The organism is Kroppenstedtia sanguinis (assembly GCF_050433445.1).
Classification (GTDB): domain Bacteria; phylum Bacillota; class Bacilli; order Thermoactinomycetales; family DSM-45169; genus Kroppenstedtia; species Kroppenstedtia sanguinis.
Map to the genome: position 1 here is coordinate 12,305 of NZ_JBNPXF010000013.1, position 23,906 is coordinate 36,210.

Genomic DNA, 23,906 nt, shown 5'->3' on the forward strand with positions numbered 1-23,906 from the left:
AGTCACCTCTTTCCGACCTCTTTGTATAGATAAAACCCCCGGCCTGTGGCTCGCCCCAGCCGACCCGCATACACCATGCGCCGAAGCAAAGGGGCGGGCCTGTAACGATCATCTCCCAATTCGGAAAAAAGGCCTGTCAAAATCCACAGGATTTGATCCACCCCCACCTGATCCGCCCACTCCAGGGGGCCCTGGGGATGGTTGGTTCCTTTTTTCATCGCCAGATCGATATCCTCCACAGTCGCCGCTTTTTCTGCCAGCACATAGGCGGCCTCATTCACCATCAAGGCTAGTGTGCGCGGGAACACCAGACCCGGTTCATCCTCCAGGATTTCCACTCGTTTCTTCCAGCGCTCCCACCAGCGTACCCGTCCTTGCCAGCTGGGATCTTCCTCCGCCTGCAAGGGGCGGCTCACTTCCACAACCTCCATCGTCGCCAACAGCAGGGGGGAGAAACCCGCCACCTGCTCCGGTCGGTTCATCCAGGAGGCGACCCGGGTGCAACTGACATGAAGAGTAGAGGTGAAAATGGGGGTGTCAAGGGGGACAGCCTCCTCTGCCTGAAGTAACCGCTCCCTCTTTCTCTCGACGGGGCCAGCGAGCACATCGATAACGGCGGTCACCCCTTCACCGGGCTTCTCCCCTGCCTCCTGCGGGACCACTTGGGCACCCCACTGCCGAAAACAGGCGGCTGCCTCCTGGGCCAGGGGGCCATCGCCTACCAGCAACACCTTATCCATCATAAGTATAGTGCCCCCTTCCCACCTTACGCCCGAGGGAGCCACTCTCCATCAGCATCCGCTGCTCCGGATGAGGACGGTAACGAGGATCTTGGAAGAAACCTTCGTAAACGGAGACCGAGGCGGCATAATTGATATCGATTCCGATCAGATCTTGCAACTCAAAAGGCCCCATCTTAAACCCTGCTGAGCGAAGAATCCGGTCCAGTTGTTCTTTCTCTGCCACCCCGTCCCCCACCATCCGGTAAGCTTCCAAGTGGAAAGGGCGGGCCACCCGATTGACTAGAAACCCGGGGGTATCTTTTACCCGGACCGGATGCTTGCCCAGGGAATGGACAAAGCCTACGGCCTCTTCCACCACTTCCGGGGCAGTCCGTATCCCCTTCACCACTTCCACCAAGGGCATCGCCGGAGCTGGATTAAAGAAGTGAAGACCCAGCATCCGCTCCGGTCGCCGCAGAGCCGAGGCAATGGCGGTGATGGAAAGTGAAGAGGTGTTGGTAGCCAGCACGGCCTCCTCCCCGATCCCCTCTTCCAGCCGGGTAAACAGCTCCCGCTTCACCTGCAACCGCTCCACCACCGCCTCGATCACCCAGTCGGCGGCGGCTAACTCTTCCAAACGAGTAGTGGGTCGGAACCGAGCCCTAGTTTCATCCGCCTCTTCCTGGGAGAGCCGCCTCTTTTCCACCTGACGGTTCAGCCGTTTTGAAAGCCCATCCATTCCCTGATCCAGAGTCTGTTCCCCGACATCCCAGAGGTGAACGACATAACCGGCGGAAGCCAGAACCAGGGCGATTCCTGCCCCCATGGTCCCCACCCCCAGCACAGCGGTTACGGGCTTTTCCTCCATCTTTATCCCTCCCGGTCCACTTCACCGATCATCATGGTGACCCGAGAACCGGCAAAGCCCATCAGATCTTTGGCGGTAGCTTTCCCCGCAGGAGAGTTCATAGCGGCATCCAATGCGTCACGGTCCGCAAAATACATGGCCGCTTCCAGATAATATGGAGCTTCCCCGCCCATGGGAGCTCCCTGAATTCGGGTCACCTCCAGTTTTTTCAGACCCGGCATCTTTTCCACCAGGGGCGTATGCACCTGTTCGTAATGTTTGTCGAAAGACTCTGGATCCTCGGGATAGCGATACAATGCGATCAATTTCACCATGGATCTCACCCCTTCTCATCATATATACGAATGGACTTTCCCCCGCTTCATCCCCGATTCAACTGCGCTGATCGATCACCCGCAAAGCCTTGCCTTCGCTACGTGGGATCGACTGCGGGGCTTTCAATGTCACACCGGTGGTTACACCCAAGGTCTCCTTCAACACCTCCTGCAACCGCTTACATATTTGTTTGCATTTTTCGTGCTCTGGATCGAACCCCCCTTCCATCGACTGGAGCAAGCTATCGGATCCCTCCACTTCCAGAGTGATCCGATCCATTCCCCCTTCCCGACTGACCAACAGTTGGTAGTGGGGAGCCACTTCCTCCACTCCCAACACCACTGCCTCCATCTCCGAGGGGAATAGATTGACCCCGCGGATAATCAACATATCATCCAGCCGCCCCTTAATACGGGACATCCGGGTATGAGTGCGTCCACAGCGACAAGGTTCCCGCTGCAGAGAAGCGATATCTCCCGTCCGGTAGCGAAGCACGGGGAAGGCCTCCTTGGTGAGCGAGGTGAACACCAGCTCCCCGAGCTCTCCATCCGGGAGAGGCTCCCCTGTCTCAGGGTCCACCACCTCCGCCAGAAAATGATCTTCAGCGATATGGAGCCCCTCCTTGGCTTCCCGGCACTCCATGGCCACTCCGGGACCGATCACCTCTGACAAGCCATAGATATCCAAGGCATCGATTCCCCACTGCGCTTCCAAAGTATCCCGCATTTCCTCCGTCCAAGGTTCCGCGCCGCAGATCCCATATTCCAAAGCGGTGTTCTGAGGGTGGTCGCCCTCTTCCTTTATTTTTTCTCCCAGACTGAGGAGGAAGGAGGGGGTGCCTGCGATTCCCCGAGGGCGAAAATCACGGATCAGTGCCGCCTGTCGGGAACGATTGCCGCCGGAGACAGGAACCACCGTCGCCCCGAGTCGTTCCGCTCCATAGTGCAATCCCAATCCCCCAGTAAATAGACCATAGCCATAAGCATTGTGAAACACATCCCCGGCCCGCCCTCCGGCAATCACGATGGCACGGGCACAAACTTCCGCCCAATGTCGGAGATCGTTAGAGGTATAGCCCACCACCGTCGGTTTACCCCGAGTTCCGGAGGAAGCATGAATACGGGACAGCTCCTCCTGCTCCACAGCAAACAACCCAAAGGGATAATGATCCCTGAGATCCTTCTTATATGTGAAAGGGAGGTGGTGAAGTTCTTTTAAACTCTGGATGTTATCCGGCTGCACCCCGGTCTCCTCCAGCTTTCGCCGGTAAAAGGGAACCAGGTGATATACCCGGTCCACAGTCCACCGGAGGCGATCCAATTGGAGTTTCTCCAGTTCACGCCGGGGCATGGTTTCAAGTTCAGGCTGAAACAAGAAGGTTCCTCCTCCCGGTCAAATAGGTTTCATCCCTTCAAAGGGCTGGTGACAATTGCGGCAGTAAAAGATGGACCGGCAGGCCGTGGGACCGAACAGATTGAGCACTTCGCCCCCCTCGGCACCGCAGAAGGGGCACTCCGGCGCAAGGTCCATGGGATCTTCCCCTCTGGCTCGGGGCGGAGCGATCCCGAAACCCCTCAGTTTTTCCCGACCTTCCGGTGTGATGCGTTCGCTGGTCCAGGGTGGGTCCATCACAAAGGAGACCTTCACCTGGGCCACTCCCTTCACTGGGGATAACTTTTCCTTCACGTGGTCGGCAATCCAATCCAAGGCGGGGCAACCAACAAAGGTAGGAGTAAGTTCCACCCATACCTCCCCGGCCTCCGCGGTCACCTGGTTGACCATTCCCAACTCCACAATGCTGAGGTCGGGTATCTCCGGATCCTTCACCTCCTGCAAAGCTTCCATCAACTCTGGAACCATGGTTTCCTTCATCTCCATCCCTCCCTACCAGCAAGCCGCCGGGTCTGAAGTGTATACTTCAGACAGGGTTCTGATCATCTCCGCCAAATCTTGGGTATGTTCACCCGAGCGGCCCTGCAACTCCGGTTGTGGCGGAAGTCCCGGCCAGAGGAGCTCCGCCTCCTGAAAGACCGGCTTCACCCGCTCCACCCAGCGATGCATCAGCTCACCCGACCCGCATTGGATCAGGCCGTGACGGAGCAATTCCTCCTCCCCTTCCCCCAAGGAGAACAGATCGCCCACTTCCGGCCACACCTCGGCCAGCGCCTGTTCCATCCGGTGGCGGGCCTCCCCGCCCCCACGGGCGAGGCGGATGAACCACAGCTTTAGGTGCAGCAGATGATAGTACTCTTCCCGCTGGATCTTGGCCATCCCTTGCGCCAAGGGACGGTAACTGGAAGCGAGGAGCGCCTCGGTCCGGACATCGTCAAACATATCATAGAGAAAATGACGCAGAATCGTCTTCGCCCAATCTCCATTGGGCCGTTCCATCAACACCGCATTCCGCCGCTCATTCAGCCCACGGGAAAAGGCCAAGGTATCGGGATCCGCCTCCCCCAGCTCATGGAGCCGTTCCAGATGGAATATGGCATGACCCACCTCATCCTGAGCAATAGAGCTAAAGGCGACATCCCCTTCCAAGTCCGGAGCCACTCCCAGCCACTCGGAATCCCGGTGTCCCAGACAAAGCTCATCGTCAGCCAACTGATACAACAATTCCACCAGCGCCTTCCGGTATGTGGGATCCTGCCGAGCCTGATCTGCCTGTTCGATGTTCATCTCGCCTCCCCCCTATCTTCACTCCCGGATGGGGTTTCCTTCAGATCCCGAACGATATCCTCCAGATGCAACGCTCGCTCCCGGTACATTTTCCAAAGGCGTCCGTTTTCCGAATAGCCCCCCACTTCCCGATACCGCCGATCCATCTCCCGGGCGAACCAATCCGGTTCATCATAAGAAGTCGCGTAAATCCCGTTCCGAGGGACAATCCAGAGATTGACGGCTTTCTCCCTGCGCAAAAAATTTTCTCGGGCAGTCAACAGAGCTACATCTGGGGAGGGAGCGACCACGCTTCCCACATGGACATGGAAGTCTGCCTGAGTCTTCTGCACAAACACCTCAAACACGTCGTATTCCCCACGTCGCTTTTGGTCATCCATCTTCTTTTCACTCCTTTATCCCCATCACACGCTCTGTAACTCCCGAGAGCGGACCATCGCTTCCCGAACCCATCGCTGCTCTTCATGGGCGAACCGCCGGAGCCCGATCCGCTCCACCGATTTGGGACCCCGGTTCCGTTTCACAATCTCCCCGAACTTCTCCCAATCCGGCGGGGTGAAGTTCCATCTGCCTTCCTTCTCATCGTAGGAGAGGTCCGGGTCGGGAATGGTCAGCCCCAGAGAGCGAATCCGCGGTACATACTTATTTAAAAATTGTTGGCGAAGTTCCTCATTGGTCTTCGTCCGGATCTTGTAATCCAGCATCCGCCGGGCCGCTGGCGTCACTTCCACCGGACCGAAGAAAAAGAGAAGCGATTCCCACCAGCGGTTGACCGCCTCCTGCAACATCTGTCGCTGCATTTGGGTCCCTCCAGCCAGGGCGAGGATGATGTTTTCTCCGTGTTGCATGTGAAAGCTCTCCTCCGCACAGATTCGCTTCAACACCCGAGCATAAGGGCCATAGGAAGTGCTGAGCAGGGCCGCTTGATTGACGATGGCCGCCCCGTCCACCAACCAACCGATCACCCCAGCATCCGCCCAAGTGGGAGACTCCATGTGAAACACATTGTGAAATTTGACCCGTCCTTCAATCAGGTCCTCAATCAGATCTTCCCGGGTCTTACCCAAGGGGGCGGCCAAGTCCTCCGCCACCCGCAACAAAAGCTGGCCATGTCCCACCTCATCCTGCACTTTGGCCATAATCGCCAGTTTCCGCTTCAGAGTCGGAGCCTTGGGCACCCACTCTTTCTCCGGGAAAGCTCCCATGATCTCGCTAACACCGTGCATATGAATCAGTTTAAGAAGCAACTTCCGGTACTCCTCAGGCATCCAGTCCGTCGCCTCGATCTTCTCGCCACGCTGGATCCGCTCCATGAAGCGGGCATGGCGCTCCTCCAGACTCACCGATTCTCGCCTCCTTCGCCGCCGGTGAATCCCGACAGCAAGATGGTGGTAAAACGGTCTGCCACTTCCTCCGGCGACAGATCTCCCTGCGGGTTATACCATTGATACAGACCATTGGCCGCCGACAGGATCAGCAGGCGGGCAAACTTTTCATCGGCCAGTCGGAAACGACCTCTCTTCACCCCTTCGCTTAACAACTCCGCCCACATCGCCTCATACTCGTCCCGTTTCTCCTGGATGATCCGGCGCCGCTCCTCCGTAAGCGCCTTCCATTCATGAAAGAAGACCGTCGCCGCCTCCAGATTTTCCGTGATCACCCGGATGTGGGCCACCAGCCCCTTCCGCAGTTTGATCACCGGATCCTCGTCGCTCCTCACCACCGGCCGCAGGGAACGGAGAAACAACTCCGCCCCTCGATCCGTGATCTCAAAGAGAAGATCTTCCTTGGACTTGATATGGGCATACAAGCTTCCGGAGAGAATGCCGCTGGCTTCGGATATATCCCGGATCGTCGTCCCGTGATATCCCTTGGTGCGAAACAACTGACTGGATTTTTCCAATATTTGTTCCCTACGTCCGATTCGGGACATCGTGCAAAACACCTCACCTACTCAAAACAAGCGCTTGCTTGTTTTCAGATTACACAACAACAGGAATGTTGTCAATGGTCTGATTATTATTCTCGATGCTAGAAGCCTTGTGAAAAAGTCATCATCCCCACGTGCCAAAATCTTTTTTCTCCCCCACCCCATCCCGCCCCTCTGCAAACGCAAGTTCACCTTGTCTGAAAACGCTGTTGAATTACAATAGACATGGATCTCGGTTCAATTGGAGGGTAGCTGATGGAATCTCCACACATCGATCATCATACCTATAACAGCCGCAAAACCTTGTGGCAGTGGCTCGGTTTTCTGGCGCTCTCCACTTTAATGGTGCTGGCTATTGCGATCATGTGGGTCGGTCCCATCTTGGCGGTGGTGGGGTTTGATTGGAGTCATCCAGAATACCAATTTTTTATCATCTCCTGCTTTGCCTTGGGATACCCTATGGGACTCTGGGGTGCAATTGAGGGTGTCAAGCTTTTTAGGGAAACCTTGTCCAACTACCGAAAGCCCGGTGGGATGAGTATCACGGAGAATGCGATCCTCTATGACGCTTATAACCGGCAAACCAAAAACTACGAGAAAGGAAGTATTCCTTTTTCCAACATCCTGAAATGTGTGGTGGCACCGAAAACCAGAGAGATACCGAATGATGACCCAGGCTCGCTTCAAGTAAAACGCTATCTTTATTATCCAGCAGTTCATTTTGTTTATGAAGCGGGAGGAACAAAAAAAACGAACACTCTTGCCGGAGAGGCAGAATTGATTGACGATCTGTTGACCCGGCTGCAGAAGTTTGACGTCCCCATGTGGATTACAGAGTACGACTTGACCTTTGTTCCGCACCAGAAGAAGGTGGAGACACTAGAAGAAGGTCCGTTGGAGTGCAAACCTTTAGATTTTCGGGGTCGCATCGAAGAGTTCATTCCCATCACTAGAACACACAAAACTCCCAAGCGCTACGGCAAAGCCTATTTGGAATGGACAGAACAACAATCGAGGGAGCAAAAGGTAAAGCGAAAGTCGATCCCTTATGGGGCCATCTACATTGGACAGGCGTTGCTGTTTGGATTGACTTTGTACGGGAGTACCCAGGAATGGTTTGCTCCGGATTCTATCTTCGCCTGGGGTTTACCCCTCATCGGAATGGTCGGATCCTATGTCGCCTTTCTCTGCCGACTGAAACGAATCCGATTTTGGAAAACTGTGATTCATATCATCTTGACCTTTGGGGTCTTGTTTTGGGTTACAGTTTTTGCCTATGCTTTTGGAGCGATCGATATTAAAGAAACTTTCCTCTCGTGCTTCGGCTCGTTTATAGTATTCTGTCTGTCCAGTCCCTTTTATTACATGATCGTTTGGTCGTATCTGCCTATACCTCTACCGAACTCTATGTTCCACGATTCCACCCATCAAGAGCCAACTATGAAAGGATGATGTTCGATGGACCTTGGTTTGAAAAACCGTGTCGTATTTATCACAGGGGGTTCCAAAGGAATCGGCAAAGCGATTGCCAAGGCATTCAAAGATGAAGGAGCTCAGGTAGCCATCGCCGCCCGAAACCGGGCCTCCTTGACCGAGGCCAGCGAAGAGCTCGGTGGCGTCTCCGTCTACGATGGGGATTTCATGCAAAAGGAAGACCGGGAACGGGTCTTCCGGCAACTGTTGGAGGATTTCGGCACCATCGATGTGCTGGTGAACAACGTAGGGGGTAGCAATGGCGGAACAGTGGCGGAAACCGACCTGGATCTGTTTGAACAGGCAATGGAGCTCAACTATTTCTCCACTGTCCATTTCAGCCGGCTCGCCTTTGATGCAATGAGGAAGAAGAAAAGCGGCTGCATCCTCAATATTTCCTCCATCTACGGGCGGGAATCCGGCGGAAAGGTGAGCTACAACAACGCCAAAGCGGCGGTGATCAGTTTCACCAAAGCCCTCGCCGATGAAGCGATCCCCCACGGGGTCCGTGTCAACGGCATCGCCCCAGGTTCCATCCTCCACCCCACCAGCAACTGGCAAAGGCGACTGGAGGAAAATCCCGACCAAATCAAAGCCTTCGTCCATCGGGAAATCCCAGCGGGCCGCTTCGGCAAGCCTGAGGAAGTGGCCCACGTCGCCCTCTTCCTCGCCTCCGACAAAGCCTCCTGGGTCGTAGGCACCACCCTCCCCGTCGACGGCGGACAGTCCCGGGGAAATTTTTGAAGAGAACCCCCCCGCTTCCTCCGCAGCGGGGGGTTCATCTGCAAATTCCGCTTCTTCTATAATCCCGATCCAAAGCTGTTGATTAACTAGAAAATGAGCGGCGGAAAAGAATTGTGTCTGCCATAGCGAAACCCGGGAGCGAAAGCGACCCTGGTGAGACTTGTGCCCTGTGGGTACAACGGTCGCGTGGGTGAACACGATCTCCCCACCTAAAATATGGCGAATCAACACGCCTGTCATTCACCCATACTTAAACCTTAATAAAATTTGGGATATCTTAACTAAAAGAGCATTTATTTTATTTCCTTCCTTGTGTAGCCTCAATAGTGAATAGTCTAGAAAGGGTGAATACATTGTCCAAATTTGATTCTGTCGAAACAGCTTTGGAAACATTGTCAAAAGGACATCTGATCATTGTCTCCGATGACGAAGATCGTGAAAACGAAGGGGATTTTGTTGCTATCGCTGAGTTGATCCGCCCCGAAACCATCAATTTTATGATCACCCATGGCAAAGGATTGGTTTGTATGCCTATCGCCTCAAACATTGCCCAACGACTTCAATTTCACCCCATGGTGGATAAAAACGAAGAAGTAATGTCAACCGCATTCACAGTTTCTGTCGATGCCCACCCTCGTCATGGTGTTACAACCGGGATTTCCGCATGGGACCGTGCAAAAACCGTTCAATTGGTAGTCCAAGACGATACACAACCCCATGATTTCGTTCGGCCTGGCCATATTTTCCCACTGATCGCACGGGAAGGTGGGATTTTCACTCGAACCGGTCATACTGAAGCGACCACGGATTTGATTCGTTTGGCTGGGTATCAGCCGGCGGGGGTGATTGTGGAAATTATCAATGAAGACGGAACGATGGCGAGACAGCCGGATCTATTCCGACTCCGTGATCAATACCACATCCCGTATATCACCATCGCCGACTTGTATCAATATCGTTCAAAATATGACCGAAGTCCCCTGGTCAATGTTTGAGCGATAACGAGCGAGGCGAATCAAAATGAAACAAGGAATACTTTTAGATCGGCTCGGATCCCTGTTTAAATTTGTAGTCATCCTCTTCACCCGGATCTTCTTTATGGGCCGCTTTGAAGGAATTGATCACGTCCCTAAAAAGGGGCCCTTTATCATTGTCGCTAACCACTCCAGTTATCTCGATCACTTTTTAATCAGCACCGTCCTGAAAACCTTCTGCAAGACGGAAGTTTATTACTTAACAAAAAAAGAAGCCTTCGGAACACCGATCTCTAGGTTGTGGCATATCTCTCTAGGGTGCATTCCTCTTGACCGAAGTTCAACAGACACTAAAGCACTTCGATCCGTGTTGCAATATCTTCGGGATGGAAAGGTTGTCGTTATTTACCCAGAAGGGACCAGAAGCCCGACCGGTCATCTGATGCCTGTAAAGTCCGGTCCCATTAAACTCGCATTGCTCGGAAAAGTACCTATCCTCCCCATTGGATTGTCAGGGTCATTTGACACTTTGCCGAAAGGAAAGCGAATTCCCCGCTTGATCCGTTCCAAGATCCGAATCGGAAAACCTTTTTACTTCCATCAACAGAACCTATCCAAAGTGAATGCAAACCAAATGGCCCATCAGGTGATGGAGGAAGTCGTCCGTTTAACAGGAGAACAATTACCGGGAATCCCTGTGGAGGTTACAATTGGCGATACAGAGCTGGACATGTCTGCCGAGGAATTGGTAAAAGCGGCAACTGGTTGGAACGAACGGGGGATCCGACGGAAACAGCGCGATCCCTTACCGGAAGAGATTTGTTATCGAAGAGCTCTCTATATTTGCCGAGTCCTGCTAAAAAGGGATCCAACCCATGTATCTGCTCTATTTGAATACGGGCGTGCATTGGGAAGGCTTTCGTTGATCAGCAACAATCCATTACAAAAGGCCTTATTAGCAAGAAGATCCAAAAGAATTTTCGAGAAAACCATTCAACTTAACCAAGATTATGCCCATGCCCATTATGCTCTGGGCATGTGGCATCTGTATATGCCCCCCTGGATGGGAGGGAGTAAACAGACGGCCATTTCTGAATATACAAAATCGGTTCAATTGGATCCAACTGAAATCTTCCTGTACATGGGTTTAGCAAATTGTCAACTGAAACTTGGGTTAATCGAAGAAGCTGCAAACAGCTACTTGCAGGTGGTGAACTTGGAATCCAAAAGACCAGAGGACTTGCGAAGAAAGTTAGAAGCAGCCTCCTGTCTACTGCGTATCGATTATCATTTTGAAAGTAGGTTGGATCTCTCATGTTTAAATGGCTCGCAAAAATCGTAACCGAACACCCCAGGAAAATTATTGGAACTTGGATCATTTTGTTACTGTCCTCGGCTTATTTCGCCGTTCAATTGCCTGATTCCCTGTCCGCAGGAGGTTTTAACGACCCCAACAGCGAATCCGCCACAACCAAAGAGGTTTTGGAAAAAAAATTTGAAAACAGACACCCACAAACCCTGATCTTGGTAATAAGCAACAAAAAATATTCTGTATCCGACCCTGTATTTAAAGAAGCTGTCGACGGAGCAAAACAAATTATCCAGCAAAATGATCTTGTTGCCTCCGTGGAAACTTACTATGAGACAAAAAATGAGAAGCTGGTTTCCAAAGATCAAAAGAAAACCTTTTTAATGATCGGGATTGAGGGAACAGAGAATCAAGCCAACAACTTGGTACCTAAGCTGAGTGAACAACTGACCCAACAAGGCGGGAGCGAATTAAAAAACTTTAAATGGTGGGTCACCGGCGGCCCCTCACTCACCTATGCCCTCAATGATGCCACCAAACAAGAAGTCACCAAGGCAGAAATCATCGCCATCCCGGCCATGATTCTCATTCTACTGGTCGTACTGGGAACAGCGGCATCAACCGTTGTCCCTCTGATCATGATCGCCTTTGCCCTGGGTACCACCATGGCTGTCTGTTATTTCATCGCCGATCAGGTCACTCTCAATATATTGCTAACCAATGCGGTCAGTATGATCGGACTCGGCGTGGTGGTGGATTACTGCCTGTTCCTGATGAGTCGCTTCCGTCAGGAATTACAAAAGTATGAATCGAAAAAAGCGGTCCGGATTTCTGTAATGACTGCCGGAAGAGCGGTGTTTTTCTCCGGAGTCACCGTTGCCATCAGTCTTTCGTCCCTATTTTTACCAAATATCATGATTTTCAATTCCATCGCCATTGGCGGGGTGGTTGTTGTTATCTTCTCCGTTTTGGTTGCCAACACCCTGTTGCCTTCTGTGTTGGTCTTGATGGGAACAAAAATCAATTGGGGTGCCATCCCCTTTCTGCAAAGAAAAAAGTCACGATCCCGCTGGGAATCTTTCTCCCACCGTCTAATGAAACGCCCAGTTCTGTTCCTGATCCCAGTTATTTTACTGTTGCTGGTATTTTCTTGGCCGGTCCAACAGGTCAAAATGCAGGTTCCGGTAGCCTCCGCCTCGATTTTACCTGAAAATAACACCGCCCGAGACGGATTTGAAGTATTGGCCGGTGAATTCGGCCAGGGAGATGTCTTCCCCATCGAGGTCGCCATGCGATCCAAAAACGGAAATATCCTTTCACCGGACAGTTTGGAAGATATTGATTCCGTTACAAGAAAGATAGAGAAGCTGGACAATGTTAAAGAAGTGACCAGTTTAACCAACTGGAACAAGGATTGGAAGCTTGATCAGTATAAACGAATTTATAAAAACACCGACTCTCTTCCTGATGATGCACAAAATCAGTTGTCCAATCTTGTAAACCTGAATCGTGGCCAAGATACCGCGATCCTTCTCGTGTCAGCCAAGACACCAGCAGACAGCAAAGCCACCCATGATCTGGTGAAAGAGGTCCGACAGGTATTGGATCATGAAACCATTCAAACATTTCAATATCATGTTGGAGGAGAAACAGCTACAGGCTTGGACTTTGACCAACGTGTCATCGGCAGCTTCCCCTATATCATCGTCACCGTTCTCGCGATCAGTTTCTTTATCCTGGTAATCACTTTCCGATCCCTGCTAATTCCGCTGAAGGCATTGATGTTGAACAGCCTTGTTATGCTGGCCAGCCTAGGATTGCTCGTCTATTTATTTCTTGACGGCGAAGGCTCCACTATTAACTCCGTCACCCCCGTTGTTCTCTTTGCCGTATTGTTCGGTTTGAGTATGGACTATGAAGTATTGATTATCAGTCGAATGCGTGAGTTCCATGAAGCCGGTTTTTCCAACCGGGAGAGTGTGGCCAAAGGAATAGCGGCCACCGCTGGCTTGGTGAACGGAGCGGCTGCGATCATGATTGCTGTGTTTGCCGCTTTTTCCCTGGTGAAGATCCGAATCGTCGCTGAACTGGGTTTCGGCTTGGCCATATCCATCCTGTTGGATGCCACGCTGGTCCGTTCCGTATTGGTTCCAACTTCGATGCGTTTGCTGGGGAGTGCAAACTGGTGGCTACCGTTCATCAGGTCAAGAAAAATAAAAGGTGAGGCCGTATGATTTACACGATTGGGCTACCAACATTCAACGATTTGAACGAATGGACTCCCGACACAGACATTCATTTTCAAACCGAAGATATCCTGGTCATTCATGCTGTGGGGAACCGAATTTATTGGGAATCTGGTCCCTCTTCCCAATCTTTCAGGCTAAAAGAAATTCTGCCCACTCCATTACAAAGGCAACGGATACATCAATTCTTGTGTCGGGGTGGAACCATTATCACTTCGCTCACAGATCCCGAACAACCGTTAACGATACCCGTATTCGAAGAAGAAGTTCTCAATTATCCGAGAGAACGCCTGACTCTACAAAAAAGCGATTCCCCACTTATGGATATTCAAATCGATCCATATGATTGGCTTCCGGAAATTTGTAATCAGGTTCTGGTGAACTTATTCAAGCAATACTGGCATTTCAATCAAAAAGTTATCTCTTTTCAACAACAATCCAACCTGATCACCAGTACCTCCTTTGAAGGGTTTATACTACCCATCGGTTCCGGAAAAGGCCGACTGGTCCTTACTCCATTATTATCGTCTTCTCCGATGCCCGATTTCACAAAAAAATTGAAACTGCTCATCGCAGAACTCCAGGAGGCTTGATTCCATGATGTTACGGGACAAAACCGTGGTGGTTACCGGTGGATCACGGGGAATCGGAAGACAGATCGCTTGCACCTTGAGTAAAGAAGGTGCAAGCGTGGTGATCAATTATGTAAAGAATAAGGAAGAAGCTGAATCCACATTGCAACAGATCCGCCGGAACGGGGGAATTGCAGATATTTATAGAGCGGACATCGCCGACGAAAAACAAGCACAGGAATTAATCGAATTTACCTGTCACAAGTATGGACAAGTGGATGTATTGGTTAACAATGCCGGAATTACTCGTGATTCTTTACTGATCCAGATGCCGGCTGAAAGTTGGGATAAGGTAATTCGCACAAACCTCCGGGGACCCTTTCTATCCAGCAAATATTCACTTCGCAAAATGTTGCGCCAACGTTCGGGTAAGATTATCAATATCTCATCCATCTGCGGTCTTTTAGGGAATGCAGGCCAAGCAAATTACTCTGCCTCCAAGGCAGGAATCATCGGTCTGACCAAGTCGATTGCTCAGGAATACAGTTCCAAAGGAATTACAGCCAATGTGGTGTCACCCGGCCCCATTAAAACCGAGATGACCTTGAAAGTACCGGAAGAAATCATGAAACAAAAGGTGGAATCAACCATGATGCAACGACCCGGTTCCGCAAAGGAAGTCTCTCATGTTGTTTTGTTTCTGGCTTCCTGTTTAGGGGATTATGTAAACGGGGAAGTGATCCGGGTAGATGGTGGGATTAAATACTAAAATCACTAAAAATGGACATTAGATACTTCCATATGTTATATTATATCGAAAATATAATATAATATTGGTGGTCTGATGGAAAACAAACACATCATTTTATATTCGGGAAACACTTGGTTAATTCAACTGATTACCCATTTGTTCCAACACGACGGGATTCAAGTGGTCGTTGTTAAAAGCCCAATGGATATAAAACCCGCCCTTACCAAGAAGGGATGTATCTCCTTGATGCTTGATTTTCCGGAGCCGGATGAAAGTGACTTTCATCTATGGAAAGAGTTGTCCCATGATTGCAAGGTTGCCATATTGATTTTCAGTTCAAACAACCAAACTGTGTCTCATTTTGTCACACGGGAAAATGCTGCTATTTTCATGCACACCCCTTTAAGTAAACTGTTTCAAGCGTTGTATCCCGGGCAAAAAACCATTCGATTGAATTCGGATACGTTTTTTGACATTGCTGGCCACTGTATTGACAAACGTGGGGAACGATCCCACCTTTCCACGATCGAATTCAAACTTCTCTATCTTCTGACCCTCCACAGGGGTCAAGCCGTTTCTTCGACAGATCTAATCCAAGACGCTGAATTGCCCGATTTGAATTCACTTTATGTTTATATTAGCAAGCTGAGGGAAAAAGTCGAAGACTCACCCAAAAGACCAAAGATTTTGGTTACCGAGAGGGGCGTCGGATATAAAATTCTGTAAGTTTGAAAGGAGTGTGCGTTCATTATCCGATTCCAAAATGAGGTTGTCATCAATCAAGGTCGGGAGCGTGTTTTTGCTTACATAGCCAATGTTCAAAAGGCAACGGAATGGAATTATGCTGTCATCCGAGTGGAGGAAATCCAGCGAAAAAAAGACATCATCGGCTCCGAGTATGTTCTCGTGCGAATGTTTGCAAACAAGGAAGCCCGGGATCACATCGTGGTCACGCAACATCTTCCCGGGCAGCGTTTTGCGGTTGAGTCCATTGCCGGTGGACCCTTTCCCTATGGTTTGGAATACAATTTTGCCGACAAGGATGGGGCAACGGTGGTCACTAACAAAGCCCGGTTCAAACCCAGGGGCTTTAAAGGCATGCTAGCCTCTTTGGCAGTCCCCCGGATCAAAAAGGAAGTGTTTCACAATCTGTGTATCATGAAAAAGATCGTGGAGTCGGGGTAACTAACAGCACCGACGCCACTTCAAACCTCATGCGGTGGGACGTCATAAAAAAACATCGAAGAGTCATAAAAACAAACCGAAACCTGGATCCCATGGTCTTGGCTTGTTTTGTTGATGCGGCCCGCCGAAGAGGTTTTTTGGTAACCGCCATTCACAATCACTGGTTGTTTGAAAAACCCCGCCTGATGTACCTTCATTTGGAGTCCGTCGAAAACCCCGTGCAATTCGCAATCAAACTGAGAAAGGCTTTAAATTTGTTAAATTGACACTCCCCACGCCTAAAAGGCGTGGGATTCTTGGGTAATCTCCAGTAACCCGGAGAAATGGACCTGATGATGAGGTTTATTAACCCTAAAAAAAGGAATAGGATTCCAGGAGGAAAAATCCGACAAGCTTCTTGTCAACCCCAAATAAACTATGGATTGTCACAGCTTCCACCGGTCTCCCCAGGAAATTTCCCAAAGTATGTTAAAGTAAGAGTTGTGTCGTCGGCGGTTCTTTTTGACTCCGCCTAAAATTGAACAGGAGGACATTCTGTGAATTGGTATAACCGTCTTAACAAGTACTTTCCCGAGGAAGAAATGAAAGCCTACGGCCAACTGTGCGACTTGATCCACGACCAGGACATGTACCACAAAGAGGAAACGGAAGACTACCTCGTCCTGTACGGTGAATTCTCTTCCTTCGTCTTTGTGGATTACCTGCTGGTGAATCAAAAGCTGCGAGGCAAGGGTGTCGGAGGCCAGGTGATCCAAAAACTGAAGGCCAAAGGAAAACCGATCCTGCTGGAGGTGGAGCCTGTAGACCCTGAAGTGGCCGATACCCAAAAACGGGTCCGTTTCTATCAGAGAAATGGATTCAAAATTGCCGATCGCATCCAGTATGCATTGGAAACCAAAGACGGAGACACCTTTACACTGAATATCCATTACTGGAGTCCCCAGCCTATCGGACAAAAATCAATCCTGGACATGATGACTCAAGTTTGCAATCAAATCCACGGCTACCGCTCCAAACAATATTACGGCCGAAATTATGCCGATCCGGACAAAGTTCTGAAACTGAAAGAGCCCATACTCAACTGAACTGAAACAAACCCGGACTCCACGAGAGGTGGGGCTGGGTTTATTTTTTCGCTCTACGTCCCTTGCCGGGAAAATTCGTGGACATGCATTTCCCGGAATCCACTACGACTTGACTGTGATACAATGGGGAAGTCCACCGAAGGGAGGCAATATCATGAGCATCAAAGGAAGCATTGAAATGGAAAATGGCGGGAAGATTGAAATCCAGTTCTTCCCCGACGCCGCACCCAACACCGTAGCCAACTTCCGCAAACTGGCCGATGAAGGCTTTTACAACGGATTAACCTTCCATCGCGTCATCCCCGGATTTGTCAGCCAGGGAGGGTGCCCGTTAGGCAACGGACGGGGAGATGCCGGTTATACCATTGCCTGCGAAACAGAAAATAACCCTTACCGGCACGAACCCGGTTCTCTTTCCATGGCCCACGCCGGCAAAGATACCGGCTCCTGCCAGTTCTTCATTGTTCATGAAGCTCAGCCCCATCTCGACGGAATTCACACGGTCTTCGGCAAAGTAACCCAGGGACTGGACGTGGCCCTCAACATGAAAAACGGCGACCGGATGAAAGAGGTCCAGGTCTGGGAAGATTAATCCAAAAAAGCAACACCGGGCGGATTTCATCACAGCCCGGTGTTCGTCAATTTAGGTCTTTCACCAGATGAATGTCTAAAGGCTCCAGGGCATATAGTCGCAGGTCCACCTTCGGGGCCAGCCGACAACCATATGCAAGTCGCTGAAATGTAGAGTTGATTCGCCTGTTTCTCCCGAGCCTATCGGCGGATCTCACCCATCCGTTTCCGGGCCATCCTTTGCCGTCGATATTTACGGCTTACATAGAGAAAAGCCATCTGCAACTGATCCCGCTTCTCTCCAATCCACTCTCCGCCTAACACCGCCATCCCTACCAGCCGGTCCCCAGTTAATGCTCCTAGACAGTGGCCGCCCTTACTTAGGATGGGAAGTAACATGCGATGATTCTTTTCCATCGTCTCCGGTGTCTAGGTGGGCACCTGAGTATCGATCCGCTCCCGGTGCAATTCTCCCTCCCGAAACAGGTATTGGTAGGTCACCTCCTCCGACCGATCAATCTCCCCCATTCGATCCAGTCTGCTTCTCCCAACTCTTCGATACCAATCATAATTCATTCTCCCTTCCGCTTAAAAAAAGCCGGGGGATCCCCCGGCACGGCTCTCACATCAATAAACCAGATCGATAAACTCTTCCTTGGATACCTTTCCGAAATACTCCCCGATGTCGATCCCTTCCAAAGCCTTGGCGATCTCCTCCCGATCATAGCGACAGCCGGTAAGCCGATCCTGAATCTCCCGGACATCCTTCACTCCAAAAAAGTCGCCGAAGATCGTACAACCCTCGATCATGCCCTTTTCCACCTGCAGGCGCACATCAATACTTCCCGCCCCTTCAAAGCGCCGGGAATACTCTACATTAAATTTAGGGGAGTGGCCGACGTTCCAGTCCCAGTTACGGTAGCGTTCCTCAGAAATTTGATGGATGATCTCCCAGTCCGCTTCGGTAAGATGGTATTGGGGAATCTCCGCCTCTCCCTCAAAGATATAGCGAAGCAGAATCTCGCGGAATTCCTCCACAGACAGCTTGCGATCCAGAAACTCGCTGATATTGGCCACCCGGCTCCGCACCGATTTGGTGCTTTTCGACTGGAACTTCTCCTTTTTCACATTCAAAGCTTCCGCCACTTGGCCCAAATCCACATCCAACATCAGCGTACCGTGACTAAACATCCGTCCCTTGGTGCTGAATTGGGCGTTGCCGGAGATCTTCTTCTCCCCGACCTGGATGTCGTTGCGCCCGGTCATCTCCGCATCGACCCCCAGTCGGTTCAACGCCTTGATCACCGGTTCGGTAAACTTGCGGAAGTTGAGGAAACTGTCTCCGTCATCTTTGGTAATAAAGCTGAAATTCAAATTCCCCCGGTCATGATAGACCGCCCCGCCCCCGGACAGCCGCCGGACCACATGGATCCCATGCTCCCGGCAATAGTCCACATGAATCTCTTCCACCGTGTTCTGGTTCCGTCCGATGATGATGGAAGGATCATTGATATAAAACAAGAGATACGTCTCGTTGATATCCAGATGCTTCAACACATATTCCTCAATCGCGAGATTCACCCGCGGATCGTAGTGATTCTGGTTGTCGATAAACAGCAAACCCCTTCGCCTCCCTGTGTCATTTATACCTACTTAATTGTAGTCAATGTAGGAGGGACAAGCAATTGGGGGGCAGGGGTTATGTGTCGGCAAGATAGCAGGCGGGATCGGCCCGTGTTGCCAGTCTCAGTTCAATTCCAACCTTCAATGCTCCCCCTTCTTTTCGGTGGAAAAAATCCCCTCCCGGACTTTAACCTGGAGGGAGGGGATGATAACAAAGTAACCACCTTCAGTCGTATCGAATCAATCCTTTCAAGAAACCCACAAACCGATCATCCACCTTGTAATACACATCTTCATCCAGATTCCAGAAGACAACTCTCGGTTCTTCACCCGAGGACTCCCGGTAATCCAAACAAATATACCCCCCCGGCCGCTTCACTCGCCCCACCGGATACACCCCTGCGGCGATCCGTTCCCGCAGGCGATCATACACCGTCAGGATCTCTGGCTCATCTCCGTCAAAGGAGAGCAATCCGTTAAAGATTCCCTTCCTCTCCTTATACCAAAACCGATTATCCGGCACAGGTCTTCCCCCATTGTAATCCATCACACACTGCACATAGTCCTCGGGCAAAGAGATGCCCCACTCCTTTTCCACTTCCTGGACCCGATCCCGGCTCACCGGTTCCCGGACGTCGATCCACTCAAACTCAAACCTCAGCTTATTCAACAGTTCGGAAAAAGTATCGCAGACCGGATAGAACGTCTTTTTATCCAGCTTGTAACTCCACCACACAATCTTCGGCTCACCATCGGGTGCATTCCGGTAATCAAAACAAGTCCACCCCTCTCCTTCGGCAAAGGGGTAAACCCCTTCCGGAAAACCATATTCTTTCACATGATAGCGATACTCTTTTACAAAGTTATCCTCTTCCGGGAATTCATCTGGTTCGAAGAAAATCAGCTGTATACTATTCAATATTTTCTTTCCATTAGGGCCCTCCACCTCATAATACCCCGGTACGGGAATCCCTCCATTATGTTCTAACACAATCTGTACATACGATTCGGGAAAGCGGATGCCCAGTTCCTCCTCTACCTCTTCAAGATGTTCCCAGGGAATCTTCTCTTCATCCCCCCCACTCCTTCCTCCCACAAGACAAATTTATCCACCCTTTTTCTCTCCTTTCCAGTTGGTCTGCCAAATTCACCTCCTTCAGCCTCTGCTTAAGAGGCCGAAAGGGCATTTTCATCACGTCTTCTCCACTGCCAGACCCTCAGTCATAAAACTTCGCCAACAGAATGATAAACTGATCAGCCACCGACCGATACTCATCTTCCTCCTGCTGCCACAGGGTGATCTTCGGCCCTTCACGCCCCACATCCCGGTAATCCAGACAGACATAATCCTCCGCATCACAGGCGGCGATCGGATAAACCCCATTGGCGATCCGACCCTGCACACGCTGATACACACTCAGGATCTCAGGTGCGTACCCATCCAATGAGAGCAACCGCTTTAATACATGTTTTTGTTTTTTGCCAAATTCACCGGATCGAAAGCGGTTGGGAACAGGTCTTCCCCCGTTGTTTTCCATCACACACTCCACATAATCCTCCGGCAGGGAGACGCCCCACTCCCTTTCCACCTCCCGGATCCGCTCTCGGCTCACCGGTTCCCGGACATCCACCCACTCAAAGTCATGTTCCAGCTTGTCTAACAGCTCGGAAAAGCTGTCACAGACGGGATAGATTGCCCCCCATCGCAATTTTCTGTGGTTGGGCCACTCATCGTGACACCACCAGAGGATTCGCGGCTCACCATTGGGTGCGTCCCGGTAATCAAAACAGGTCATATCCCCACCAGAACCATTGGCAAAGGGGTAAACCCTCTCCGGCAACCTCCTTCTCTCCAAGCTGTCAAAATACGTAAGTACAATGTTTTGCCGTTCCGCGCTTTTCTCCGCTGAGAAGGGAATTAAGTAGAGCGTATCTCCGAGTCTCTCTCCTTCAGGTCCGGTAAAACTGTAGCCACCGGGAATAGGAGAGGCCCCGTTATGCTCCATCACAATCCGTACATACGCTTCGGGAAAGCGGATCCCCAGGTACTCTTCCACTTCAGTGATTCGATCCCGGGGAAGCTCTTTACCATCCTCCCAAAGGATATATTGGCCCACTTCCTATCCGCTCCTTCTATTTGTTTCCCCATATGGCATCGCCACCAATATGCCTTGCTACATCATGCACATCCGATTCCACTAACTGCATCCTACCATGCTCCTGGTGGTGATGCCATGTCATCCCGGGGAGGTCCTTTCCATTTTCGAGATTTTTAAAATCCTTGTTATTACACTTACTTGATAATCAGAAAGGATTACCACCGATAAGACTAAAGCCTTAACAGAGTAGAGTCCTTCATATAACAAGCTCTATTTTAATTACCCTTATTTCCGAAATTACCCAAATTCCGTTTTGACTGATTGCCCCCATCGTAAAATGTAGCTTGAGGGGACGGGGATGGTGGGACGGCTACGATCTCTTGTAAAGAATGCAAAGGCTCTTCACCGTCCCACCATCCTGACCTGATTTCCTGCCTAAAATATGGATAATGAACGCGCCTTATAAATTATATTGATGATCCCTCAAAAGCGAACTAAATGGGTCAAAACGCTTGGCTGACAGAGAATAGAAAGGATCTGTGGACCTTTAAAAAGTTAGCAAAGATAAACCTTGCGGACTTTTTTGTTTCTCTTATCGCTTCTTATAAACGTTGAAGAAAAACCCGACAACCACATAGTAAATCACCGCGGCGAAAAGAAGTGCAAGCCAGCTTATATTGCCCGCAAAAACGAGATTGTACAAGACGAGACTAGCTATAAACACGAACGGAGCGACAATAAAGAGTAGTTGTTTAGGCAAATGGATCCTCCTTTGCTACTGCTAAAAATAGCACACTTTCCACTGTAATAGGCTAAAGTAGCCGTCTCTGAATTTCCATTTTAACTAATTTCCTCTGATTATTGCTACTTTCTGTTATACCGAGGAATCCCTCCTGCTCGTTTATGCTTGATTAAAGCGCTTACTTGGTGTATACTGGACACGATCAATCATAAACAGTCGCAATCATTCATGATCAGTGAAGAGGTGGTTGCTTGTTTGCAGAGGAACGAAAACAACACATTTTGGCTTTACTCAGCCAACAAGAGCGTGTAACCGTACAAGAATTGACAAGTTACTTCCGTGTATCTGAAAGTACGATTCGTCGGGATCTGCAGGAACTTGAAGATGAACACCTATTGGAGCGGACACATGGCGGGGCGATCTTGCTGGAAAAGGGAAAAGCCGAGCCCAGCTATCAGGAGAAAGTGTCGGTTCAAGAGCTTGAGAAAGCTGCCATCGCTGAGGCAGCCGTTCCATTCATCCAACCGGGGGAGACGATCCTGTTGGATGCCGGGACCACCACCACACATCTGGCCAAAGGGTTGTGCGATCACTCCCACTTAACCGTGGTGACCAATTCCTATCATATCGCCTCTCTTTTATCGGACAAAGGAGAGATGGACGTCATCCTCATCGGGGGAATGGTCAAGTTTAGCACACTGGCCGCTGTCGGTCCCTATGCAGAATCGATGTTAAAACAGCTGAACGTGGACAAACTATTTCTCGGTGCCAATGGAGTGGATCGCACCCGTGGTGTAACAACCCCGGATCCATTGGAAGCGAAAACGAAACAGGACATGATCCGATCGGCACGGGAAGTGTTTTTGCTAGCCGATTCCAGTAAAGTAGGTCGAACCGCTTTCGCTCATGTTTGTTCCCTTGATTCCATCGACAACCTGATCACCGATCGGGGCATCGATAACCGTATCCAAGAAGAATTGACAGACCTGGGATTAAAGATCACCATTGCGACAGAAAGGGATGGTTCCACTGTTTGAAGTCATCACAGTCACCCTGAATCCTGCAATCGACCAGACACTCACCGTCGATTCCTTCACTTTACAGGGGACCCATCGCATCGATCATAAACAAACAGACCTCGGGGGAAAAGGGATCAATGTATCCCGAGCCTTGGCCCAACTGGGGATTCCATCCATGGCGATGGGTTTCATCGGAGAAGACAATGAAGCCCTATTTACATCTCGTATGAAACAGCAAGGGATTGCGACAGACTGGATCCGCTGTCCCGGGGAAACCCGCCAGAACATAAAAGTATGGGACCCCTCAGCGAATGCGATCACCGAATTAAACGACGCCGGTTTCACTGTCCCAACCTCCGCCCTTCGCTCATTGTGGAAAAAATTACAGAACCTTCCCCCTCAAGTCAAGTGGGTTGCCCTTTCCGGCAGTATTCCGCCGGGCGTTCCAGAAACGATTTATCGCGACATGATTCATCTGCTGAAAAAACAGGGAAAGCAGGTCCTCCTCGATACCAGTGGAAGGGCTCTCATGGAAGGAATCACTGCTTGTCCCTTTCTAATTAAACCCAACGAAGAGGAGATGCAGCAGTTAAATCCGGGGAACGAAACCCTCTCCGAACAGATCGAAGCTCTTCATCAAAAGGGAATTTCACACATCTTCCTGTCCCTGGGTGCAAAAGGAGCCATCGGTTCCTCACCACAAGAACACTGGAAGGCGACTCCCCCTCCCATCGCATCCAAAAGCACAGTAGGAGCCGGGGATGCCATGGTGGCAGCCATTTTGCAGTCACTGATCATAGGAAGACCCCTATCGAAAACCTTGTCTTGGGGCGTAGCCTCGGGAACAGCCGCCGCAAGTCAGAGTGGAACGGATTTCGGAACCTTGGAAGAAATCCGTGCACTGGAAAAACAGGTACAGCTAGAAGAGTTGTGAAAAAACCGTCCAAGATCGATGTAAATCACAACACTTCTAATTCCTTCCAAAGGAGAACATCAGCAA

28 protein-coding genes and 2 pseudogenes are annotated in these 23,906 nt (G+C 50.5%); 15 read left to right on the forward strand and 15 right to left on the reverse strand.

The window, feature by feature from the left end:
* Nucleotides 1-2: 2 nt before the first annotated feature.
* The 9 genes from JOD24_RS09315 to JOD24_RS09355 are packed head-to-tail and all read right to left on the reverse strand — an operon-like array spanning nucleotide 3 to nucleotide 6,517.
* A complete protein-coding gene (locus JOD24_RS09315; protein WP_380162920.1) occupies nucleotides 3-743 on the reverse strand; it encodes a 3-hydroxyacyl-CoA dehydrogenase family protein in 741 nt (246 codons plus the stop codon).
* Nucleotides 733-1,590 (reverse strand): 3-hydroxyacyl-CoA dehydrogenase NAD-binding domain-containing protein, encoded by an 858-nt coding sequence (locus JOD24_RS09320; RefSeq protein ID WP_380162919.1) that lies wholly within the window; start codon nucleotides 1,588-1,590, stop codon nucleotides 733-735. The genes JOD24_RS09315 and JOD24_RS09320 overlap by 11 nt, the downstream gene beginning before the upstream one ends.
* A gap of 2 nt (nucleotides 1,591-1,592) precedes the next feature.
* Nucleotides 1,593-1,904, reverse strand: a complete 312-nt coding sequence (locus tag JOD24_RS09325) for an EthD family reductase (RefSeq protein ID WP_380162918.1) — start codon at nucleotides 1,902-1,904, stop codon at nucleotides 1,593-1,595.
* Nucleotides 1,905-1,962: 58 nt separating this feature from the next.
* Nucleotides 1,963-3,279 (reverse strand): phenylacetate--CoA ligase family protein, encoded by a 1,317-nt coding sequence (locus JOD24_RS09330; RefSeq protein WP_429246784.1) that lies wholly within the window; start codon nucleotides 3,277-3,279, stop codon nucleotides 1,963-1,965.
* Between the two features lie 18 nt (nucleotides 3,280-3,297).
* Nucleotides 3,298-3,777: a 1,2-phenylacetyl-CoA epoxidase subunit PaaD gene (gene paaD / locus JOD24_RS09335; protein WP_429246785.1), complete on the reverse strand. Its 480-nt coding sequence runs from the start codon at nucleotides 3,775-3,777 to the stop codon at nucleotides 3,298-3,300.
* A gap of 12 nt (nucleotides 3,778-3,789) precedes the next feature.
* Nucleotides 3,790-4,584 carry a 1,2-phenylacetyl-CoA epoxidase subunit PaaC gene (gene paaC / locus JOD24_RS09340; protein ID WP_380162915.1) on the reverse strand — a complete coding sequence of 265 codons (795 nt, stop codon included), beginning with the start codon at nucleotides 4,582-4,584 and terminating at the stop codon, nucleotides 3,790-3,792.
* Nucleotides 4,581-4,964, reverse strand: a complete 384-nt coding sequence (locus JOD24_RS09345; RefSeq protein WP_380162914.1) for a phenylacetic acid degradation protein — start codon at nucleotides 4,962-4,964, stop codon at nucleotides 4,581-4,583. The genes paaC and JOD24_RS09345 overlap by 4 nt, the downstream gene beginning before the upstream one ends.
* A gap of 24 nt (nucleotides 4,965-4,988) precedes the next feature.
* The gene (gene paaA / locus JOD24_RS09350) at nucleotides 4,989-5,897 is read right to left on the reverse strand and encodes a 1,2-phenylacetyl-CoA epoxidase subunit PaaA (RefSeq protein WP_429246821.1); all 909 of its coding nucleotides are present in this window, start codon (nucleotides 5,895-5,897) and stop codon (nucleotides 4,989-4,991) included.
* Nucleotides 5,898-5,923: 26 nt separating this feature from the next.
* Nucleotides 5,924-6,517, reverse strand: coding sequence for a TetR/AcrR family transcriptional regulator (locus JOD24_RS09355; protein WP_380162913.1), 594 nt, complete (start codon nucleotides 6,515-6,517; stop codon nucleotides 5,924-5,926).
* A 252-nt stretch (nucleotides 6,518-6,769) separates the two neighbouring features.
* On the opposite strand from JOD24_RS09355, the gene JOD24_RS09360 reads away from it, so the two are divergent.
* The 13 genes and pseudogenes from JOD24_RS09360 to JOD24_RS09420 all read left to right on the forward strand — a co-directional run bounded on the left by JOD24_RS09360 (nucleotide 6,770) and on the right by JOD24_RS09420 (nucleotide 17,445).
* Nucleotides 6,770-7,966 (forward strand): hypothetical protein, encoded by a 1,197-nt coding sequence (locus JOD24_RS09360; RefSeq protein WP_429246786.1) that lies wholly within the window; start codon nucleotides 6,770-6,772, stop codon nucleotides 7,964-7,966.
* Between the two features lie 6 nt (nucleotides 7,967-7,972).
* Nucleotides 7,973-8,731 carry an SDR family NAD(P)-dependent oxidoreductase gene (locus JOD24_RS09365; protein ID WP_429246787.1) on the forward strand — a complete coding sequence of 253 codons (759 nt, stop codon included), beginning with the start codon at nucleotides 7,973-7,975 and terminating at the stop codon, nucleotides 8,729-8,731.
* A 353-nt stretch (nucleotides 8,732-9,084) separates the two neighbouring features.
* Nucleotides 9,085-9,726, forward strand: a complete 642-nt coding sequence (ribB, locus tag JOD24_RS09370; RefSeq protein ID WP_429246788.1) for a 3,4-dihydroxy-2-butanone-4-phosphate synthase — start codon at nucleotides 9,085-9,087, stop codon at nucleotides 9,724-9,726.
* A 103-nt stretch (nucleotides 9,727-9,829) separates the two neighbouring features.
* A pseudogene (locus JOD24_RS09375) lies at nucleotides 9,830-10,204 on the forward strand (lysophospholipid acyltransferase family protein); the annotation flags it as partial.
* A gap of 135 nt (nucleotides 10,205-10,339) precedes the next feature.
* Nucleotides 10,340-11,047 carry a tetratricopeptide repeat protein gene (locus JOD24_RS09380; RefSeq protein ID WP_429246824.1) on the forward strand — a complete coding sequence of 236 codons (708 nt, stop codon included), beginning with the start codon at nucleotides 10,340-10,342 and terminating at the stop codon, nucleotides 11,045-11,047.
* Nucleotides 11,020-13,248, forward strand: a complete 2,229-nt coding sequence (locus tag JOD24_RS09385; protein ID WP_429246789.1) for an MMPL family transporter — start codon at nucleotides 11,020-11,022, stop codon at nucleotides 13,246-13,248. Before JOD24_RS09380 ends, JOD24_RS09385 begins: the two co-directional genes overlap by 28 nt.
* Nucleotides 13,245-13,853, forward strand: coding sequence for a hypothetical protein (locus JOD24_RS09390; RefSeq protein WP_429246790.1), 609 nt, complete (start codon nucleotides 13,245-13,247; stop codon nucleotides 13,851-13,853). Before JOD24_RS09385 ends, JOD24_RS09390 begins: the two co-directional genes overlap by 4 nt.
* A gap of 4 nt (nucleotides 13,854-13,857) precedes the next feature.
* A complete protein-coding gene (locus JOD24_RS09395) occupies nucleotides 13,858-14,601 on the forward strand; it encodes a 3-oxoacyl-ACP reductase family protein (protein ID WP_429246791.1) in 744 nt (247 codons plus the stop codon).
* A 75-nt stretch (nucleotides 14,602-14,676) separates the two neighbouring features.
* Nucleotides 14,677-15,309, forward strand: coding sequence for a winged helix-turn-helix domain-containing protein (locus JOD24_RS09400; protein WP_429246792.1), 633 nt, complete (start codon nucleotides 14,677-14,679; stop codon nucleotides 15,307-15,309).
* A gap of 24 nt (nucleotides 15,310-15,333) precedes the next feature.
* Nucleotides 15,334-15,768 carry an SRPBCC family protein gene (locus JOD24_RS09405; RefSeq protein WP_429246822.1) on the forward strand — a complete coding sequence of 145 codons (435 nt, stop codon included), beginning with the start codon at nucleotides 15,334-15,336 and terminating at the stop codon, nucleotides 15,766-15,768.
* Nucleotides 15,769-15,860: 92 nt separating this feature from the next.
* A complete protein-coding gene (locus tag JOD24_RS09410; RefSeq protein WP_429246793.1) occupies nucleotides 15,861-16,034 on the forward strand; it encodes a DUF1259 domain-containing protein in 174 nt (57 codons plus the stop codon).
* A 270-nt stretch (nucleotides 16,035-16,304) separates the two neighbouring features.
* Nucleotides 16,305-16,853 (forward strand): GNAT family N-acetyltransferase, encoded by a 549-nt coding sequence (locus JOD24_RS09415; protein ID WP_380162907.1) that lies wholly within the window; start codon nucleotides 16,305-16,307, stop codon nucleotides 16,851-16,853.
* 154 nt (nucleotides 16,854-17,007) lie between these two features.
* Nucleotides 17,008-17,445: a peptidylprolyl isomerase gene (locus JOD24_RS09420; RefSeq protein WP_380162906.1), complete on the forward strand. Its 438-nt coding sequence runs from the start codon at nucleotides 17,008-17,010 to the stop codon at nucleotides 17,443-17,445.
* A 179-nt stretch (nucleotides 17,446-17,624) separates the two neighbouring features.
* Here JOD24_RS09420 and JOD24_RS09425 read toward each other — a convergent pair whose 3' ends face one another.
* The 6 genes and pseudogenes from JOD24_RS09425 to JOD24_RS09450 all read right to left on the reverse strand — a co-directional run.
* Nucleotides 17,625-17,840: a GNAT family N-acetyltransferase gene (locus tag JOD24_RS09425; RefSeq protein ID WP_380162905.1), complete on the reverse strand. Its 216-nt coding sequence runs from the start codon at nucleotides 17,838-17,840 to the stop codon at nucleotides 17,625-17,627.
* 12 nt (nucleotides 17,841-17,852) lie between these two features.
* On the reverse strand, nucleotides 17,853-17,999 hold the full coding sequence (locus JOD24_RS09430; RefSeq protein ID WP_380162904.1) for a hypothetical protein: 147 nt from the start codon (nucleotides 17,997-17,999) through the stop codon (nucleotides 17,853-17,855).
* Between the two features lie 51 nt (nucleotides 18,000-18,050).
* Nucleotides 18,051-19,043, reverse strand: coding sequence for a lipoate--protein ligase (gene lplA / locus JOD24_RS09435; protein WP_380162903.1), 993 nt, complete (start codon nucleotides 19,041-19,043; stop codon nucleotides 18,051-18,053).
* Nucleotides 19,044-19,272: 229 nt separating this feature from the next.
* Nucleotides 19,273-20,142, reverse strand: a complete 870-nt coding sequence (locus JOD24_RS09440) for an SMI1/KNR4 family protein (protein WP_429246794.1) — start codon at nucleotides 20,140-20,142, stop codon at nucleotides 19,273-19,275.
* A gap of 121 nt (nucleotides 20,143-20,263) precedes the next feature.
* Complete coding sequence (locus JOD24_RS09445; protein ID WP_380145933.1) at nucleotides 20,264-21,163, reverse strand: SMI1/KNR4 family protein; 900 nt, start codon at nucleotides 21,161-21,163, stop codon at nucleotides 20,264-20,266.
* A gap of 16 nt (nucleotides 21,164-21,179) precedes the next feature.
* Nucleotides 21,180-21,329: pseudogene (locus JOD24_RS09450) on the reverse strand (HNH endonuclease); the annotation flags it as partial.
* A gap of 809 nt (nucleotides 21,330-22,138) precedes the next feature.
* Between JOD24_RS09450 and JOD24_RS09455 the strand changes: the two are divergent.
* The gene (locus JOD24_RS09455; RefSeq protein ID WP_429246795.1) at nucleotides 22,139-22,924 is read left to right on the forward strand and encodes a DeoR/GlpR family DNA-binding transcription regulator; all 786 of its coding nucleotides are present in this window, start codon (nucleotides 22,139-22,141) and stop codon (nucleotides 22,922-22,924) included.
* Nucleotides 22,893-23,840, forward strand: a complete 948-nt coding sequence (pfkB, locus tag JOD24_RS09460; RefSeq protein ID WP_429246796.1) for a 1-phosphofructokinase — start codon at nucleotides 22,893-22,895, stop codon at nucleotides 23,838-23,840. The genes JOD24_RS09455 and pfkB overlap by 32 nt, the downstream gene beginning before the upstream one ends.
* Nucleotides 23,841-23,906: the final 66 nt, after the last annotated feature.